Source organism: Pseudooceanicola marinus (assembly GCF_020177265.1).
Lineage (GTDB): Bacteria > Pseudomonadota > Alphaproteobacteria > Rhodobacterales > Rhodobacteraceae > Pseudooceanicola > Pseudooceanicola marinus_A.
This window is the reverse complement of sequence record NZ_JAIVMC010000008.1, coordinates 304957-320721: the sequence shown is the minus strand read 5'-3', so window position 1 is coordinate 320721 and position 15765 is coordinate 304957. Positions and strand designations below refer to the sequence as shown.

17 protein-coding genes are annotated in these 15765 nt (G+C 66.3%); 6 read left to right on the top strand and 11 right to left on the bottom strand.

Annotated elements, in window-relative coordinates; genetic code table 11:
• Window positions 1-195: 195 nt before the first annotated feature.
• Window positions 196-612: a winged helix-turn-helix transcriptional regulator gene (locus LC066_RS15715; protein ID WP_224900908.1), complete on the bottom strand. Its 417-nt coding sequence runs from the start codon at window positions 610-612 to the stop codon at window positions 196-198.
• Window positions 613-691: 79 nt separating this feature from the next.
• Between LC066_RS15715 and LC066_RS15710 the strand changes: the two genes are divergently transcribed.
• On the top strand, window positions 692-1438 hold the full coding sequence (locus LC066_RS15710; RefSeq protein ID WP_224900907.1) for an SDR family oxidoreductase: 747 nt from the start codon (window positions 692-694) through the stop codon (window positions 1436-1438).
• A gap of 204 nt (window positions 1439-1642) precedes the next feature.
• Here LC066_RS15710 and LC066_RS15705 read toward each other — a convergent pair whose 3' ends face one another.
• On the bottom strand, window positions 1643-2140 hold the full coding sequence (locus LC066_RS15705; RefSeq protein WP_224900904.1) for a hypothetical protein: 498 nt from the start codon (window positions 2138-2140) through the stop codon (window positions 1643-1645).
• Window positions 2140-2739: a TetR/AcrR family transcriptional regulator gene (locus tag LC066_RS15700; RefSeq protein ID WP_224900901.1), complete on the bottom strand. Its 600-nt coding sequence runs from the start codon at window positions 2737-2739 to the stop codon at window positions 2140-2142. The genes LC066_RS15705 and LC066_RS15700 overlap by 1 nt, the downstream gene beginning before the upstream one ends.
• 127 nt (window positions 2740-2866) lie before the next feature.
• Here LC066_RS15700 and LC066_RS15695 point away from each other — a divergent pair, with 127 nt between their 5' ends.
• Window positions 2867-3586, top strand: a complete 720-nt coding sequence (locus LC066_RS15695) for an SDR family oxidoreductase (RefSeq protein WP_224900898.1) — start codon at window positions 2867-2869, stop codon at window positions 3584-3586.
• A 103-nt stretch (window positions 3587-3689) separates the two neighbouring features.
• Here LC066_RS15695 and LC066_RS15690 read toward each other — a convergent pair whose 3' ends face one another.
• Window positions 3690-4778, bottom strand: coding sequence for an alpha/beta hydrolase (locus LC066_RS15690; RefSeq protein ID WP_224900895.1), 1089 nt, complete (start codon window positions 4776-4778; stop codon window positions 3690-3692).
• Window positions 4779-5001: 223 nt separating this feature from the next.
• Here LC066_RS15690 and LC066_RS15685 point away from each other — a divergent pair, with 223 nt between their 5' ends.
• The 3 genes from LC066_RS15685 to LC066_RS15675 all read left to right on the top strand — a co-directional run bounded on the left by LC066_RS15685 (window position 5002) and on the right by LC066_RS15675 (window position 7845).
• A complete protein-coding gene (locus tag LC066_RS15685; RefSeq protein ID WP_224900891.1) occupies window positions 5002-6198 on the top strand; it encodes an MFS transporter in 1197 nt (398 codons plus the stop codon).
• 3 nt (window positions 6199-6201) lie between these two features.
• A complete protein-coding gene (locus LC066_RS15680) occupies window positions 6202-6639 on the top strand; it encodes a cyclophilin-like fold protein (RefSeq protein WP_224900888.1) in 438 nt (145 codons plus the stop codon).
• A 312-nt stretch (window positions 6640-6951) separates the two neighbouring features.
• Window positions 6952-7845, top strand: coding sequence for a LysR family transcriptional regulator (locus LC066_RS15675; protein WP_224900885.1), 894 nt, complete (start codon window positions 6952-6954; stop codon window positions 7843-7845).
• 111 nt (window positions 7846-7956) lie between these two features.
• On the opposite strand, the gene LC066_RS15670 is transcribed toward LC066_RS15675, so the two are convergent.
• Window positions 7957-8637, bottom strand: a complete 681-nt coding sequence (locus tag LC066_RS15670) for a type 1 glutamine amidotransferase domain-containing protein (protein ID WP_224900882.1) — start codon at window positions 8635-8637, stop codon at window positions 7957-7959.
• 131 nt (window positions 8638-8768) lie between these two features.
• Between LC066_RS15670 and LC066_RS15665 the strand changes: the two genes are divergently transcribed.
• Complete coding sequence (locus LC066_RS15665) at window positions 8769-9656, top strand: LysR family transcriptional regulator (RefSeq protein ID WP_224900879.1); 888 nt, start codon at window positions 8769-8771, stop codon at window positions 9654-9656.
• Between the two features lie 84 nt (window positions 9657-9740).
• Here LC066_RS15665 and LC066_RS15660 read toward each other — a convergent pair whose 3' ends face one another.
• The 6 genes from LC066_RS15660 to LC066_RS15635 are packed head-to-tail and all read right to left on the bottom strand — an operon-like array spanning window position 9741 to window position 15751.
• A complete protein-coding gene (locus LC066_RS15660; protein WP_224900876.1) occupies window positions 9741-10916 on the bottom strand; it encodes an acetyl-CoA C-acyltransferase in 1176 nt (391 codons plus the stop codon).
• A gap of 10 nt (window positions 10917-10926) precedes the next feature.
• Window positions 10927-12225 (bottom strand): ArgE/DapE family deacylase, encoded by a 1299-nt coding sequence (locus LC066_RS15655; protein WP_224900874.1) that lies wholly within the window; start codon window positions 12223-12225, stop codon window positions 10927-10929.
• 32 nt (window positions 12226-12257) lie between these two features.
• Entirely contained in the window at window positions 12258-12941 is a 684-nt protein-coding gene (locus LC066_RS15650) for a 3-oxoacid CoA-transferase subunit B (RefSeq protein WP_224900871.1), read from the bottom strand.
• Window positions 12928-13620: a CoA transferase subunit A gene (locus LC066_RS15645; RefSeq protein WP_224900867.1), complete on the bottom strand. Its 693-nt coding sequence runs from the start codon at window positions 13618-13620 to the stop codon at window positions 12928-12930. The genes LC066_RS15650 and LC066_RS15645 overlap by 14 nt, the downstream gene beginning before the upstream one ends.
• Window positions 13617-14975 carry an aspartate aminotransferase family protein gene (locus LC066_RS15640; protein WP_224900865.1) on the bottom strand — a complete coding sequence of 453 codons (1359 nt, stop codon included), beginning with the start codon at window positions 14973-14975 and terminating at the stop codon, window positions 13617-13619. Before LC066_RS15640 ends, LC066_RS15645 begins: the two co-directional genes overlap by 4 nt.
• Window positions 14972-15751 carry an amino acid ABC transporter ATP-binding protein gene (locus LC066_RS15635; protein WP_224900863.1) on the bottom strand — a complete coding sequence of 260 codons (780 nt, stop codon included), beginning with the start codon at window positions 15749-15751 and terminating at the stop codon, window positions 14972-14974. Before LC066_RS15635 ends, LC066_RS15640 begins: the two co-directional genes overlap by 4 nt.
• Window positions 15752-15765 lie beyond the last annotated feature (14 nt).

Genomic DNA, 15765 nt, shown 5'->3' with positions numbered 1-15765 from the left:
TAGGGCTCAAGACGCGCCATCTGCGCGTCGGTCAGCCAGAAAAGATCAGACATGTCACCGCTCGTTTTTCGAGCCGTGAATCACGCCAACCTGCGGAAAACAATGGGTCCTGACCCTAGGGCCGAAGCGTCAAGGTCGCTTGGCGTCGTGGTTGGTCATCGCGTTGCCGTGCGCCTCGTACGAGCCCCGATCGGATCAGCCTTCGTCAGCGTTCCTCGCCGCGTAATCACGCCGCGCGCATTCCACTTTTTCAAAGTTCGCTTCTGCCCAAAGCCAGACGCCGCAGAATGCCTTACTCAGACCAAGGCCAAGGTCAGTCAGCCGATATTCCACCTTCGGAGGCACGACCGGATAGACTGTTCGGGTCACGAATCCGTCGCGCTCCATTGCGCGCAGCGTCTGCGTCAGCATCTTCTGGCTGATCCCCGTGCAGGCCCGGGAAAGCTCGCCGAAACGGCAGCATTCCCGCTCCGTGAGGATTTCAATCAACAGCATCGTCCATTTGTCGGCGACCCTGCCGATGACCTCTTCGACGAGACGGTCCACGGCGGGGTCGGTGGCGCCAATATCCTGCAGCTCCTGCCGCAACGAACGGTCTGTCATCGGCTTCATACTCTCTTTTGGGTGCCTACTTTCCAGCTGGCAGCGTGACAGACAAGTAAGGGCCAGTTTTTCAGAAGGACAAGACGAAATGGCTCTGACACAGAGCACGATCCTGATCACCGGTGGCAATTCCGGTATTGGTCAGGCCCTTGCCCGGGACCTTCAGGCCAAGGGCAATCGCATCATCATCACTGGCCGCAAACCGGACAGCCTTCAGGCCGTGCTGGACGAGAACCCAGGCATGGCCGGCTACGTCCTTGACGTGACGGATCGCGACGCGCTCGCCGCTTTCCCGCCAATGGTCGTGGCCGAACATCCCGAGCTCGACACGGTCATTCTCAACGCCGGCATCATGGAGAGCGAGGACTACACGGCCGACCCCGTCGATCTTGACGTGGCCGCACGCACGATCGCGACAAACCTGACGGCGCCAGTTCACCTGGCCGCAGCATTTCTGCCGCATCTACAGACCCGACCCACAGCGGCGCTGATCACGGTATCGTCGGGACTGGCCTTCGTTCCGAAGGCTGCCAACCCGGTCTACTCTGCCACGAAAGCCGCCATCCATTCCTGGACCCAGTCGCTCAGGCATCAGCTGCGCAATACCTCGGTGGCCGTGCATGAGATCGCCCCGCCGCTTGTTGCAACCGAACTGACCCCCGGCCAGTCGCAACAGACCGCGGCCATGCCCTTGGAAGACTTCACGGCCGAAGTCATGGACATCCTGTCGCGTAAAGATATTCCAGACGAGATCCTCGTGAGCCGCGTAGCCTTCCAGCGCAATGCCGAGGCCGAAGGTCGCCATGCAGCCGCATTCGAGGCGATCAACGGGTGATGATCTTGGCTTGAGCGCAGAAGCAATGCACTTCGCGTGGGGCGACCTCCGAAAGAACCCTGAAAAGGGCCGGAGACCCTGTTGGCTTCACGAGGCCTGGAGGCCGGCATCGACCTGGAAGCCTCTTCGGTCCGACCTGCGAAGAGAAAAGGCCGAGGCTTCCGCACCGGCCCTTTCTCGGCTCCAATTGGTGTCAGGCTCGTCTCAGGCCGCCCGCCTGGCCCTCTTTGCCTCCCAGGGCTTCATCGGCGGAAGCGCCTCGGTGACCTGGTGCGCGGTCAGCCCGCCGTAGATCCGGAAGGTGTCGCGCAGCTCTTTCAATGCCGCCCACCATAGCAGGTAGTCCCGCCGGGCGCGCGCCTGGTCGCGGGGGTGGTTCTCGATCGTGATCGGGCAGCAGCGCAGGTCCACCTCCCGCACCTTGCCGCGGCTGGTGTAGCGCGCCTTGCCGCAGGTCTCGGTGACGGCAAAGCGCCCGTGCTTCGTCTGCTTCCAGTCGATGGGCTGGACCTGCGGGGCGAATTCCGAGCCCCAGCCCAAGGTTTCCCCGGCGCGGCAGAGATCCGCAATAACCAGCGCCATGCGACTGCCACTCACGCCCTCGGGCAGCTGCGCCAGTGCATCGGCCACCGCGTCCGCTTCGGGGTGCGGTTCGGACGTGCCGCCGCCCTGCACCCGGCAGCCGAGCTCGGCTTGCCGCATCAGGATGTGCTCCATGCAATAGCCCCTGTGTGGTGCTCTGCCTTAACGGCCAGATACGCCTGGCACATATCCGCGAGGTTACGACGCAACCTCCGCGCATCCTTGTCAGAAAGACCTCGCTCGAAGGCATTGCGCACCGTGCCGTAGATCACCGCGGCCAGCGTCAGGTTCAGCGTCGGCGCGTCCCGGTCCGCCATGTCAGGCGCGCTGGCGAACATCGCCGTGGTGGCGGCATCGGCGCGAGTGGCGAAATCCTGCAGCAACGCGTCATTGTCGAGCTCCACCACCGAGCGGTAGAGCGCGCGCGTCACCTCCGCGCGTTCCGTCTTGGCCGTCCAGTACGTGTCGATCAGCGCCTCCGCCATCTCGGCAAGCGGCGCGCCCCGCATCTCGGCGCATGTTGCCTCGATCCGGCCCGCCAACGCGTCGAGGTAGCGTTCGTTCAGCGCATAAACCAGGGCCTGCTTGTTGGGAAAATACTGATACATCGTACCCACGGACACCCCTGCCCGCTCGGCCACGCGCGTGGTGGTCAGCGCGCGCATCCCCTCGCGCAGCAAAACCTGAATGGTCGCCTCGAAAATCGCGTCGACGGTCACGCGGGACCGGCTTTGCACCGGTGTCTTGCGGGCCTTGAGGGCGGGCTTGGGGCCTCGGGTCATATGCGAATCCAAAAGCTCAATGTTCCTTCATATCTTGAAGGCATCAGACCGAAAGGAAAAGCACATGACACAGCAACGCATCGCGCTCATCACCGGCGGCAACAAGGGCATCGGGTTCCAGATCGCGCGGCAACTGGCCGAGGCGGGCCTGCACGTGGTCATCGGATCGCGCGACGCCACCCGCGGGGCGGAGGCCGTGGCGACGCTGGCGCAGGACGGCCTGACGGCGACCACCGTGGCGCTGGATCTGGACGCGCCCGAAACCCGTGACACCGCTGCCGCGAAGCTGCAGGCAGACCACGGACGGCTCGACGTGCTGGTGAACAACGCAGGCATCTTCGACTTCGGCGACGCCGTGCCCAGTCAGGCCTCGGTGGAGGCCGTGCGGCGGGTGATGGAGGTCAACTTCATCGGCACCCTGGCCGTGACACAGGCCATGCTGCCCCTGCTGAAGGCGGCGCCCGAGGGTCGGATCGTCAACGTCTCGACCTCGCTCGCCTCGCTGACGCTGAACGGTGATCCGAGCTCCACCTACTATTCGCAGCAGTTCATCGGCTACAACGCCTCGAAGGCCGCGCTGAACATGCTGACGGTACAGCTGCACGAAGAGCTGAAGGATCTGGGCATCAAGGTGAACTCCGTCAGCCCCGGTTTCGTGAAGACCGACCTGACCGGCTTTGGCGAGATGACACCCGAGGAAGGTGCGCGGCTGCCGATGCAATACGCGCTTGGGGGCGAGGACAGCGGGCGGTTCGTGGAACCGGATGGCGTGACGCCGTGGTGAGACTGCCTGCGCATCCGCTTTCAGCCGGTGCTTCCTGCCGACAGATGCGCAGGAAAAAAGGGGCGCAGTCAGCTGCGCCCCTCTTCCAACAATTGCAACGCTCTCAGGCGAGGTTCTGAGTGAAGAACGCCTCGAGCTTGTCGAAGGGGATGATGTCGACCTGGTCGTAGAGGTCGACGTGATCGGCACCCTCGATGATCATCAGCTCCTTCGGCTCGGCAGCAGCAGCCACCGCGTCTTCGGAGAAGTAGCGCGAATGCGCCTCGGAGCCTGCGATCACCAGCATCGGACGCGGAGAGATCTCGTCGATGTAGGTCAGCAGCGGCATGTTCATGAAGGACAGCGGGTTGGTCACGGTCCAGCCGTCATTCGAGTTCACCGATCGGGGGTGATAACCGCGCTCGGGGTCCTTGTAATAGGCGTGGTACATCCGGATCACCGGATCGTCGATCCCGTCGAGGCTGTCGGGCAGACCGCCCGCCAGCGCGGGGCTGTCCGAGGCCGCATCTTCCCAGCGTTGACGGCTCATCGCCTCAAGGCCTTCGGCGCGCTGCTCGTCGGTGAGGCTGTCGTAATAGCCCTTCGCCATCACGCGGGACATGTCATACATCGAGGTCGTCGCGACGGCTTTCACCCGCTTGTCCGCGGCCACTGCGTTCAGCGCCATGCCGCCAAAGCCGCAGATGCCGATGATACCGATCCGTTCCCGATCCACTGCGTCATGCAGGCCGAGGAAATCGATCGCGGCCATGAAGTCTTCGGTGTTGATGTCGGGCGACGCGACAGAGCGCGGCTGGCCGCCGCTTTCCCCGACGTAGGACGGATCGAAGGCCACGGTGACGAAGCCACGCTCGGCCATGATCTGTGCGTAAAGGCCGGCGGCCTGCTCCTTGACCGCGCCAAAGGGACCGGCCACGGCCAGCGCGGGCATCGGGCCTTCGGGGCGTTCGACAGGGATGTAAAGATCGCCGACCAGCGTGATGCCGTAGCGGTTGGTGAACTCGACCTTGGAGTGTTCGACCGCGTCGCTTTGCGGGAAGGTCTTGTCCCACTCGCTGCTTTGCGCGCGCAGCGGGTTGCCGAAGGAGGCCGCGGCGACGGCAGCGGCACTGACGCCCGCCATCTTCAGCAGGTTACGGCGGCCTTCATCGGGGGCGACGGTTTCGGCGGTGGTATGCAGAGTCTCGGTCATGGGGGATCCCTGTAATGGCTGTTGCTGCACAAAAGGTGGGGCGTCGGAACTCCGCGATTAAGACCATAAATCCGCATGTCGTGATGAGGCCTCCTCATGAATGAAACGGGAGCCGAGACGGCTCTCTGATCCATATCACGCATCACTGCATGCCAGATTCACGCATAATCACGCGTGTGCTCACCGGATAGAACAGGCGAGAAACAGACAGACGGAGCAGACCTTGACGGATACCCCCATGGAGCCGACCGACAGTGCACCGCGCGGCGCCTGGGGCGCGGTCCTGTCGATGTCGCTTTGCGTCGCGATGCTGATCGCGTCCGAGTTCATGCCGGTCAGCCTGCTGACGCCGATGGCAGAGGGCCTTGGCGCGACGACAGGGCAGACGGGCCAGGCGATCTCGATCAGCGGGTTGTTCGCGGTGGCCACAAGCCTTGCGATCACCACCATCGCGGGCCGGATCAACCGCAAGACGGTACTGGTTGTGCTGACCGGGCTGATGCTGATCTCGCTCGTCGTGGTGGCGATGGCGCCGTCCTTCGCCGTGCTAATGGCAGGGCGGGCGCTTCTGGGGGTCTGTGTCGGCGGGTTCTGGTCGCTGGCGACCTCGATCCTCATGCGGCTGGTGCCCGAGGCCGACGTACCCCGCGCGCTTGGCCTGATGTATGGCGGACAGGCCATCGCGGCGGCCTTTGCCGCACCGCTGGGCAGCTATCTTGGCGACATCGTCGGCTGGCGCGGGGTTTTCTGGGCGCTGACGCCGGTGGTGGCGCTGAACCTTGTCTGGCATCTGGCCGCCCTGCCCTCGCTGCCGGTGGAGACGCGGCAGAGCCTGTCGACCTTCGGCACGCTGCTGCGACGGCGCTATTTCCGGCACGGGCTGGTGGCGATCACCTTCACCTGGGGCTCGGCCTTCACCATGTTCACCTACCTGCGGCCCTTCCTTGAGCAGGTCACGGGCGTGGGCGTCGACCTGCTGTCGGTGCTGCTGCTGGTGCTTGGCGCGGCTGGCTTCGTCGGTTCGTCGCTGTCGGGCCGGATGGTCGGCGGACAGGTCGAGCGGATTCTGTGCCTGCCCGCGCTGGTGATGGGCGGCTGCACGGCGGCGCTGCTGATCGCGGGCGGCTCGGTGATCGCGGCGGGCCTGCTGCTGGCGATCTGGGGCGCGATGAACACCGCCATGTCGGTGATCTGGATGAGCTGGATGTCCCGCAACGTCGATGACCTGCCAGAGGCGGCCGGCGGGCTGATGGTGGCCGTCATCCAGGCCTCGATCCTGCTGGGCGGCGTGATCGGGGGCTTCCTGCTGGACCTCATCTCGATCCGGGCCACCTTTGCCGGCAGCGTCCTGCTGGCCCTCGTCGCGCTTGCGATCACCGGCAGCGGCCAGAACCTGCTGAAACCCAAGACGGAGAACTGACCGATGACACGCCCGACCCTTCCGACCCGCCGCGCCATCCTGGCCGGCGCGGCGTCCACCCTCCTGGTGCCCGCCGTGGCCCGCGCACAGTCAATGCGGATGCGGGTCAGCTTTGACGATCAGCAGGTGGTCTATCAGCTGGCGGACAACCCGACGGTGCGCGACCTGATCTCGCTGCTGCCAGTCGAGCTGGAGATCAAGGATTTCTCCAACAATGAAAAGATCGTGCACCTGCCCCGTCGCCTTGACGAAGGCGGCTTCGAGGCATTCAACGACGAGACGCCGGGCGATCTGTGCTACTTCCTCGGCTGGGGCAATCTTGCGCTGTTCCATGATGATTACATCTTCCGGGACGACCTGATCCGGCTGGGCCATATCGAGGGCGACGTGGCGCCCCTGCTGCACAAGGGCACCTATCCCGTTCGGATCGAGATGATCTGAACAGGGCGCTGGCATCGCGTCTTGGAAGCCTGGGTTCTCGGCCTTCGGATCGGGGCGCAGCCTGCGCAAATGGTGCCAGTAGCCTCCGGTCTTTTAGGCGTCGTTGGCCAGCCGGCATTGTGTCACATGCGCCCGGTCCAGCGGATCTCTGACGGACGCCCCCATGCGCCTCAGCATCTAGTCGGGATCGCCGGTGTGGCATGTGACCCCGTCACGAGAATACTCGCCATCCCTCACCTGCACTTCTTGCCCATTGATCGAAATTTGGATGTAATCGCATTCGATCCATCGACAAAGCACAAGAGGCAGCCCGTGCCCCGCGAGAACCTCAACGACCTTCGGGCCTTCATGGCCGTGGCGCAGGAAAGCAACTTCACCCGCGCCGCCGCCCGCCTTGGCGTGTCACAATCCGCGCTGAGCCACACGATCCGCCAGCTTGAGGAAAGGCTCGGCCTGCGCCTGCTGACCCGCACAACCCGCGCCGTCTCTACGACCGAGGCCGGGCAACGCCTGCTGGACGGGATCAGCCACCACATCGGTCAGATCGACGCGCAACTTGATGAGCTCGGCACGCTGCGCGAGACCCCGGCCGGCACGGTGCGCCTCGTCTCCTCCGAACTGGGTATCGCCCAAGTGCTCTGGCCCAAGCTGCAACCGCTGCTGCGCGCGAACCCCGATATCAAGGTGGAGATCACGCAGGACAACGGCTTCAACGACATCGTGGCCGAAGGCTTCGACGCCGGCGTGCGGCGGGGCGAACATCTGGCCAAGGACATGATTTCTGCGAGGATCGGGGAGCCCCTGCGTTACATCGTCGTCGCCGCGCCGCAGGTGTTCGAGGCGCACCCGAAACCGCAGCACCCGCGCGACCTGGCGGAACTGCCCTGTGTAAACTTCCACCTGCAAACGGCGAAGCGCAACTTCCCCTGGGAGTTCCGCGAAGGCGGACACGACCTGCGGGTGAAGGTCGACGGCCAGCTGGCGTTCAACAACATTTTCCTGGTGCTCGACGCAGCCCTCGCCGGCTTCGGCTGCGCCTATATGTCAGCGGACCTTGCCGAGCCGCATCTGAAAGCCGGACGACTGGTGCAGGTTCTGGACGACTACTGCCCGTTCTTCGACCCGTTCCACCTTTACTACCCGAACCGCCGCCAGCCATCACCTGCGTTCCGCGCCGTTCTGGAGGCGCTACGGCACAGGGGATGATGGTCGGGCCTCCTGCACGCGGGGCGCCCGCCATTGTCCCCGGACAAACGACGGGCACCGGCCGGTTCCCGTGCCAAGGCGCCGCTCATCGCAGAGCGGCGCCACGCGCAGTTACAGAAGCCCCAGAACCTTTTGCGCCGCGGCCTCGGAAGAGGCCGGGTTCTGTCCCGTGACCAGACGACCATCGGCCACGGCGTGGGGCTGCCAGTCGTCCACGCCCTCGAAGTCGCCGCCAAGCTCGCGCAGGGTCGTTTCCAGCAGGAATGGCACCGCTTCGGTCAAGCCGACGGCCTCTTCCTCGCTGTTGGTGAAGGCGGTGACCTTGCGGCCCTTCACGATGGGATCGCCGTTCGCATCCACGACCTTCTTGAAGGCCGCCGGGCCGTGACAGACCGATGCGACCACCTTGCCGCTGTCCCAGGCTGTGCCGATGGCCTTGGCGGCCAGATCGCTTTCCGCCAGATCGAACATCGCCCCGTGACCTCCGGGAATGTAGAGCGCATCGTAGGCGGTGACATCCTCGTCTTCCAAGCGCCCCGGCGCCTCCAGCAGTGCCGTTGCCGCGGCATCGGCGCGGAACCGGGTGACCGAGGCAGGCGCGTCCGGCCCGGTCACATCTGAATTTGGATCGATGGGAATGGGCCTGCCGCCCAGGGTCACCAGGGTGATCTCATGGCCCGCGTCGAGGAAGGCGTAATAGGGGCTTGCCAGCTCTTCATACCAGACGCCGGTGGGGTTCCCGGTGTCGCCCAGGACATCGGCGGCGGTGGAGAGGATCAGAATACGTGCCATTTCAGGGCCTCCTTGGTTTTGTCCAGACGCCGCGGCGGAACACCTCCGCGACGCTTCGACCCCCATATGGGGCATGACCAAAGAAACGAGAAATTGATGTGATCCATGTCAGAAATCGATAATCTGGACATATGACCACCGATATATCCCTTCTGCGGGTCTTCCATGCTGTGATGGAGGAGCGCAATGTCACCGCCGCGGCGCAGCGCCTGGGCCAGTCGCAAAGCACCGTCAGCGCGGCCCTGGCGCGATTGCGTCTTGCCCTGGGGGATGACCTCTTCCTGCGCGCCAGATATGGCGTCGAGCCCACCGAGAAAGCGTTGCAGATCGCGCCGGACATCGCGGCAGGGCTGGACCGGCTGGAACAGGCCTTTCGTGCCGCCGAGCCTTTCGATCCGGCCCAAAGCACGCGGCGCTTCCGGCTGTTGATGGGCCCCTACGCGGAGGTCGTTCTGACCGCGCCTCTGGCTGCGGCCTTCGCGCGTCACGCGCCCAAGGCCCGGTTGGAGATCGCCCCGATCGGGCCCGACCTGGATCCGCGCGCGCTCGCCGGGCAAACCTTCGACCTTGCCTTGGGACGGTTCTCTCCACCTCCTGAGGACCTGGTGGTTTCGGAACTCTTCGCCGACGGCTTCCGTTGCCTCGTCGCGGCCGATGCTCTGGCCGATGGTGCTGTCCTGGACCGAGAACGCTATGAACGGCTGCCGCATGTGGTGGTGGCGCCGCCAGGCAAATGGCGCACCGGTCTGCACAAGCTGACCGCCGACGCGGGCCTGCGCCGCAACACCGCCGTTGTCGTCTCGCATTTCCTGACGGCGGCGACAGCGGTTGCCAGCATCGGCGGAATCGCCACGGTACCCGCACGTGTCGCGAAGATGGTCGCGGAGCCTTACGGTCTCCGGAACGTGGCGGTCCCGCTGGACCTCGGCACCTTCCCGACCCAGATCGCGTGGCACCCACACAACAGGCGCGACCCGCCAAACATCTGGCTTCGCGACCTGTTGAAGGGCATTGCCTAAGAAGACCCGAACGGCGGGTCGGACGCGTGAGGTGCCGACAATCGGCTGCCGTCCGCTTTTTTTGCTGCGCGCCGGACTGCGGGGTCAGAAGATCTCGAACAGCCCCGCGGCCCCCTGCCCGCCGCCCACGCACATCGACACGACGCCGTAGCGCGCGCCCCGGTGGCGCCCTTCCAGCAGGATGTGCCCGGCCATGCGCGCGCCCGACATGCCGTAGGGGTGCCCGATGGAAATCGCGCCGCCATTGACGTTCAGCCGCTCGTTCGGGATGCCCAGCCGGTCGCGGCAGTAAAGAAGCTGCGCGGCAAAGGCCTCGTTGATCTCCCACAGGTCGATGTCCTCGATCCCCAGGCCGGTGCGTTCCAGCAGGCGGGGAATGGCCAGGACCGGGCCGATGCCCATCTCCTCCGGCGCACAGCCCGCCACGGCAAAGCCCCGGAAGGCGCCCAGTGGGGTCAGGTTGCGCCGCGCGGCCTCCTCCGCCGACATCAGCACCATGGCGGAGGCCCCGTCGGAGAGCTGGCTGGCGTTGCCGGCGGTGACGCAATGATCCGGGCCCAGCACCGGCTTCAGCCCTGCAAGGCTGTCCAGCGTGGTGCCGGGACGGTTGCATTCGTCGGCCGTCAGCCGCACCTTTTCCTCGCGGGTCTCGCCCGTGGCGCGGTCGGTGACGATCTTCACCGCCTCCACCGGCACGATTTCCGCGTCGAAGCGTCCCGCCGCCTGGGCTGCCGCCGTGCGTGCCTGGCTCTGCACCGCCAGCGCGTCCTGGGCCGCGCGGTTCACGCCATGGCGCTCGGCCACGACCTCGGCGGTTTCGATCATGCTCATGTAGTAGCTTTCGGCCACCCCGGGCGAACGGTAGCGGTAGCCGTTCCAATGCTCATTCTGCACCAGCGAGATGCTGTCGAGGCCCCCCGCCAGCGCCACCTCGACACCCTCGTTGCGGATCATGTGGGCGGCCACGGCGATGGCGTTGAGGCCCGAGGCGCATTGCCGGTCCAGGGTGACGCCCGCCACGCTGTCGCCCAGCCCCGAGGCCAGCGCGATGTGGCGCGCCACGTTGATACCGGTGGAGCCCTGCGTGAGCGCTGAGCCGAAGACCGCCTCCTCGACCTCCGCCCCCTCGACACCGGCGCGGGCGACGGCGGCGCGCACCGCATGGGCGGCCAGCGCCGGCCCTTCGAGGTTGTTGAACGCCCCGCGATAGGCCTTGCCGATCGGCGTGCGGGCGGTGGAAACGATGACGGGATCGCGCATGTCGTGGTCCTCAGATGGTTTCGGTGCCGCACCAGTCGGCGATGAACAGCGCCGTGGCGGCGGTGATGCGGCGCAGGCTTTCCAGCTCCACCCGCTCGTTGAAGCCGTGGATCGCCTCGGCGCGCGGTCCGTAGACCAGCGCGGGCGTGTCGGCGTAGAGGCCGAAGAAGCGCGCATCGGTGGTGGCGGTGATCGCCTTGCGTTCCAGGGCCTGGCCGGTGGTCGCGCGATGCGCCCCCTCCAACGCGCCGATGGCCGCGCCGGCGCGGGCCGAACGGTCGTCCGACAACGCGTAGCCCTCGGCCATGAACCCGTGCCAGACGATCTCGGGCAGCGCGTTCTTCAGGAAGGCGTTCTCCCGCGCGGCCTGCAGGATCACCTCCTCGATCTCGGCGCGGGCGGCGGCGATGTCCTGGCCCGGGTAGATGGCGATGCGCATGTCGAAGACGCACCAGGCGGGCACGGAGCTGGTCCAGTCGCCGCCCTGGATCTTGCCGATGTTCAGGTTGATCGGGTGGTGAGCATGGGCATAGCCGCCGTGACGATGCGGGCAGCCGGCGTGGTTCCAACGCTCTTCCAGCCCGTGCAGCGCGGCGATCAGCGGCACCGCCGCCTCGATCGCATTGGCGCCGCTGCCGGCATAGGCCACGTGGGTCGGCAGGCCCTTCAGGTGCACCTGCGCCCAGATGACGCCCAGCTGTTCGCTGACCAGCGCCTCCTCGAAGGGTTCGGGGATCAGAGCGGCCTCGGCGCGGTAGCCGCGCACCAGGCAGGCCAGGGCGCCGTTGCCGGTGCATTCCTCCTCGACAACGGATTGGTAGAAGACATCCGCCGCCGGTTGCAGGTCCAGCGCGCGCAGCGCGTCCAGCGCGAAGAGGTTGGAGGCCAGCCCCGCCTTCATGTCCCCGGCGCCACGCCCGTACATCCAGCCGTCATCCACATGGGGGGCGAAGGCCGGGCGATCCCACATGTCGGCGGGGCCCGCGGGCACGACATCGACATGGCCGTTGAGGATCAGCGAGCGCCCCTGCCCCGTGCGGCTGCGGTGCGTGCCAACGACGTTCTGGGCATCCTCGTAGTCCCCGATGACGGGGGAAAAGCCGGGCTGGTCCCGGATCGCCTCGACGTCGATCTGCCAGCGGTCGACAGACAGCCCCCGCTCGCCCAGCTCGCCGGCGATGAAATCCTGCGCCGACTGTTCCTGCCCCCGGGTGGAGGGGTGCGAGGTCAGCTCGGCCAGGAAGTCGATTTCGCGGTCGAACAGGTCATCGACCGCATGCAGGATGCGGGTGGTCAGGTCTTGATCCATCGGGAACCTCGGGTAGTCAGAGGGTGGGCAGGTCAGAAGGTGGGGATGTCGCCCTCGGGCAGACGCAGGGGCGCGCCGGTGGCCTCGGTCACCTCCGCGACGCTCACCCCCTGGGCGCATTCGCGCAGGGTAAAGCCCGCGGGCGTGACGTCGATCACCGCCAGGTCGGTGAAGATCCGCGTGACGGCCCCGGCGGCGGTCAGCGGCAGGGTGCAGCGGCGCTTCAGCTTGGGGTTGCCCTTGCGGTCACAATGGGTGGTCATCACCACCACCCGCCGCGCCTTCTGCGCCAGTTCGATCGCACCGCCGGCCCCGGGCGAGAAGCGACCGGGGATCTTCCAGTTGGCCAGGTCTCCGTTCTCGGCCACCTCGAAGGCGCCCAGCATGGTCAGGTCCAGCCGGCCCGAGCGGACCAGGGCGAAACTGGTGGCGCTGTCGAAATAGCTGCTGCCGGGGATGGGGGAGACATAGGCCCCGCCCGCGTCGATCAGGTTCCGGTCGGCCAGCTCATGCGGCAAGGTCGGGCCGACGCCCGCCATGCCGTTTTCGGTGTGCAGGCAGACGGGGTAGTCGGGACCGAGGTGATCCACGACCTGGGTCGGCAGCCCGATCCCAAGGTTCACCACCATGCCCGGCGCGATCTCGCGCGCGGCGCGGGCCACCATGCGGCCACGCGGATCGGCGGGTTTCAGCGGCACGATCTTATCTGCGGACAACGCCATACTCCTCGGTGATCTCGGCCATGGGGCAAAGGTGATCGACAAAGACGCCCGGGGTTTCCACCTCGTCCGGGGCCAGCCCGCCGAGAGGCAGCAGCACCTCGGCCTCGGCGATAACTGTGGTGGCGGCCATGGCCATCGGCGGGTTGAAGTTCCGCGCGGTGGCCCGGTAGGCCAGATTGCCGAAGGGATCGGCCCGGTCCGCATGGATCAGCGCCACGTCGGCGCGCAGGGCGGTTTCCACCATCAGGCAGCGCCCCTCGACCTGGACGATCTGCTTGCCCGCCGACAGCTCCGTCTGCATTCCGATATCGGTCAGCACCGCCGGCAGGCCGGCGCCACCGGCGCGTACCCGCTCCGCCAGGATGCCCTGGGCGCAGAACTCGACCTCGATCCGGCCCTCGTTCATCGCCGCGATGGCATTGGCGTTCAGCCCGATATGGGTGGTGATCAGCCGACGCACCCGCCCCGAGGCGATCAGCAGGTCGACCCCGGTGCCGGTCTCGTTGGCGTCGTTCTTGATCAGCGTCAGATCCCGCTTGTCCTGCCGGGCCAGCTCCGCCAGCAGGGCGAAGGGCGTGCCGGGCACGCCGAAACCGCCGACCATGACGGTCGCCCCGTCGGGGATCGCCGCCACGGCCTCGGCCATGGAAGTCGTCTTGTCCGAGAGCTTCATGCCGACACCTCGCCCGAGACATCCAGCCCGTGGCGCGAGGCGAACGTATCCAGCGCCCCGGTGAGGATCTGCATGATCTCGTCAATCTGCGCCTCGGTGACGATCAGCGGCGGACAGATCAGGAAGTGATCCCCCTCCACCCCGCCACGGGTGCGGCGGGAGTAAATGATCAGCCCCGCGTCATAGGCCAGCTCGACCAGCTCGCTATGGGCGTTCAACTCCTTCGGCAGGGGCGCCATCGTCTCCCGGTCCGAGACCATCTCGAAGGCCGTCAGCAGGCCCTTGCCCCGGACGTGGCCGATGAAGGGATAGCGCGCCATCAGCCCTTGAAGGCGGTCCATGAGCACGGCCCCCATGCGGGTGCAGTTGCCCAGGATGTCCTGTTCCTCCATCTCCTCCAGCACCGCCAGACCGGCGGCGCATGACAGCGGATTGCCGGCATAGGTGAACCCGTGCAGGAAGCCGCCCGCGTCCAGCAGCGCCTCGACCATGTGAGACCGCGCCGCCACGGCGCCGAGCGGCGCATAGCCCGCGCCGAGGCCCTTCGACATGGCGACGATGTCGGGGGTCACGCCCCAATGTTCGCAGGCCAGGAAGGTGCCGGTGCGCCCGGCGCCGCTCATCACCTCGTCGTAGATCAGCAGCACGCCATAGTCGTCGCAGATCTCGCGGATGCGGGTGTAGTAGCTGTCGGGCGCCACCAGCGCCCCGGTCGAGGCCCCGCCCACGGGTTCCATGATGAAGGCCAGCACGCTGTCGGGGCCTTCCGCCTCGATCCGCTCGCGCAGCTCGTCGGCATACTTCAGCCCGCGTTCCTCCTCGGTCAGGTTGTCCCGGTCGAGGTAGGTCTGCGGGGCACGCACATGGGGCATCTCCTGGAACATCTCGGCGAAGGGGCCGGCAAAGAGCTTGCCCCCCGTCAGCGCCAGTGCGCCCAGGGTGCCGCCGTGGTAGGCGGGCGTGCGCGAGATGACCTTCCAGCGGCTGCCCTGCCCCTGCGTGACCGCGTACTGGCGCGCCAGCTTCTCGGCGGTTTCCACCGCTTCGGAGCCGCCGGAGACGAAGAAGATCCGGTCGAGGTCCCCGGGCATCAGCCCGGCCAGCTTCGCCGCCAGGTCCTCAGACGGATGGGTGCGGAAATGCAGGCGGTAGCCGAAGGTGGCACGGTCCATCTGGTCCTTCATCTTGGCCAGAACGCGCGGGTTGGAGTGGCCGATGTTGGACACCATCGCCCCGGAGGAGCCGTCGATGTAGCGCTTGCCGCTTTCATCGTAGAGGTAGATCCCCTCGCCATGGGACAGGAAGGGGCGCGGCGCGCGCGCCTGGTAGAAGAGGTGGGACGGCGCGTCGGTCATTTCTCTTTCTCGTACTGGGACAGATGCTTGCGCAGGAAATCGCGGGTGCGCGGCTGGGTCGGGTTCTGGAAGACGACCGTGGGCGGCCCCTCTTCGACCACCACGCCACCGTCCATGAAGATCACCCGGTCGCAGACGTCGGCGGCGAACTCCATCTCATGGGTGACGATGATCATCGTCATGTGTTCCTGGGCGAGGGTCTTCATCACCTGGTTCACCTCCTCGACCAGCTCCGGGTCGAGAGCCGAGGTCGCCTCGTCGAAGAGCATCAGCTTGGGCTTCATCGCCAGGGCGCGCGCGATGGCCACCCGCTGTTTCTGGCCGCCCGACAGCTGCGAGGGGTAGTAGTCGATGCGTTCCAGCATGCCGACATGGGCCAGCTGTTCCTCGGCCAGCTTCTGCGCCGCATCCTCGGAGATGCCCTTCAGCAGCTTCGGCGCCATGACCACGTTGTCGCGCACGGTCAGATGCGGGAACAGGTTGAAGTGCTGGAACACCATGCCGATCTGCTGGCGCATCTGGTTGATGTGCTTCTCGTACTGGCGGTGCGGCAGGGCCTTGTTGACCTGGGTGCCGTCCAGGATCACCTCGCCCCCGGTCAGCGGATCGAGGTCGTTGATCGCCCGCAGCAGCGTCGACTTGCCGGAGCCGGAGGGGCCGATGATGGCCACGATCTCCCCCCGGTCGACGGTCAGGTTGATGTCCTTGAGGACCTCAAGACTGCCATAGGATTTCTTCGCATGGCGGATTTCGACGAAGGGTCGTGTCTCGGTCATGTGTCTGGGCCTCG

What these genes read in the sequence shown, in the direction of transcription:
- LC066_RS15665 (WP_224900879.1), top strand. Translation starts at nt 8,769, where the DNA reads ATGACCACCGATATATCCCTTCTGCGGGTCTTCCATGCTGTGATGGAG.
- LC066_RS15715 (WP_224900908.1), bottom strand. Translation starts at nt 612, where the DNA reads ATGAAGCCGATGACAGACCGTTCGTTGCGGCAGGAGCTGCAGGATATT.
- LC066_RS15670 (WP_224900882.1), bottom strand. Translation starts at nt 8,637, where the DNA reads ATGGCACGTATTCTGATCCTCTCCACCGCCGCCGATGTCCTGGGCGAC.
- LC066_RS15655 (WP_224900874.1), bottom strand. Translation starts at nt 12,225, where the DNA reads ATGGATCAAGACCTGACCACCCGCATCCTGCATGCGGTCGATGACCTG.
- LC066_RS15660 (WP_224900876.1), bottom strand. Translation starts at nt 10,916, where the DNA reads ATGCGCGATCCCGTCATCGTTTCCACCGCCCGCACGCCGATCGGCAAG.
- LC066_RS15710 (WP_224900907.1), top strand. Translation starts at nt 692, where the DNA reads ATGGCTCTGACACAGAGCACGATCCTGATCACCGGTGGCAATTCCGGT.
- LC066_RS15695 (WP_224900898.1), top strand. Translation starts at nt 2,867, where the DNA reads ATGACACAGCAACGCATCGCGCTCATCACCGGCGGCAACAAGGGCATC.
- LC066_RS15705 (WP_224900904.1), bottom strand. Translation starts at nt 2,140, where the DNA reads ATGCGGCAAGCCGAGCTCGGCTGCCGGGTGCAGGGCGGCGGCACGTCC.
- LC066_RS15635 (WP_224900863.1), bottom strand. Translation starts at nt 15,751, where the DNA reads ATGACCGAGACACGACCCTTCGTCGAAATCCGCCATGCGAAGAAATCC.
- LC066_RS15690 (WP_224900895.1), bottom strand. Translation starts at nt 4,778, where the DNA reads ATGACCGAGACTCTGCATACCACCGCCGAAACCGTCGCCCCCGATGAA.
- LC066_RS15645 (WP_224900867.1), bottom strand. Translation starts at nt 13,620, where the DNA reads ATGAAGCTCTCGGACAAGACGACTTCCATGGCCGAGGCCGTGGCGGCG.
- LC066_RS15640 (WP_224900865.1), bottom strand. Translation starts at nt 14,975, where the DNA reads ATGACCGACGCGCCGTCCCACCTCTTCTACCAGGCGCGCGCGCCGCGC.
- LC066_RS15680 (WP_224900888.1), top strand. Translation starts at nt 6,202, where the DNA reads ATGACACGCCCGACCCTTCCGACCCGCCGCGCCATCCTGGCCGGCGCG.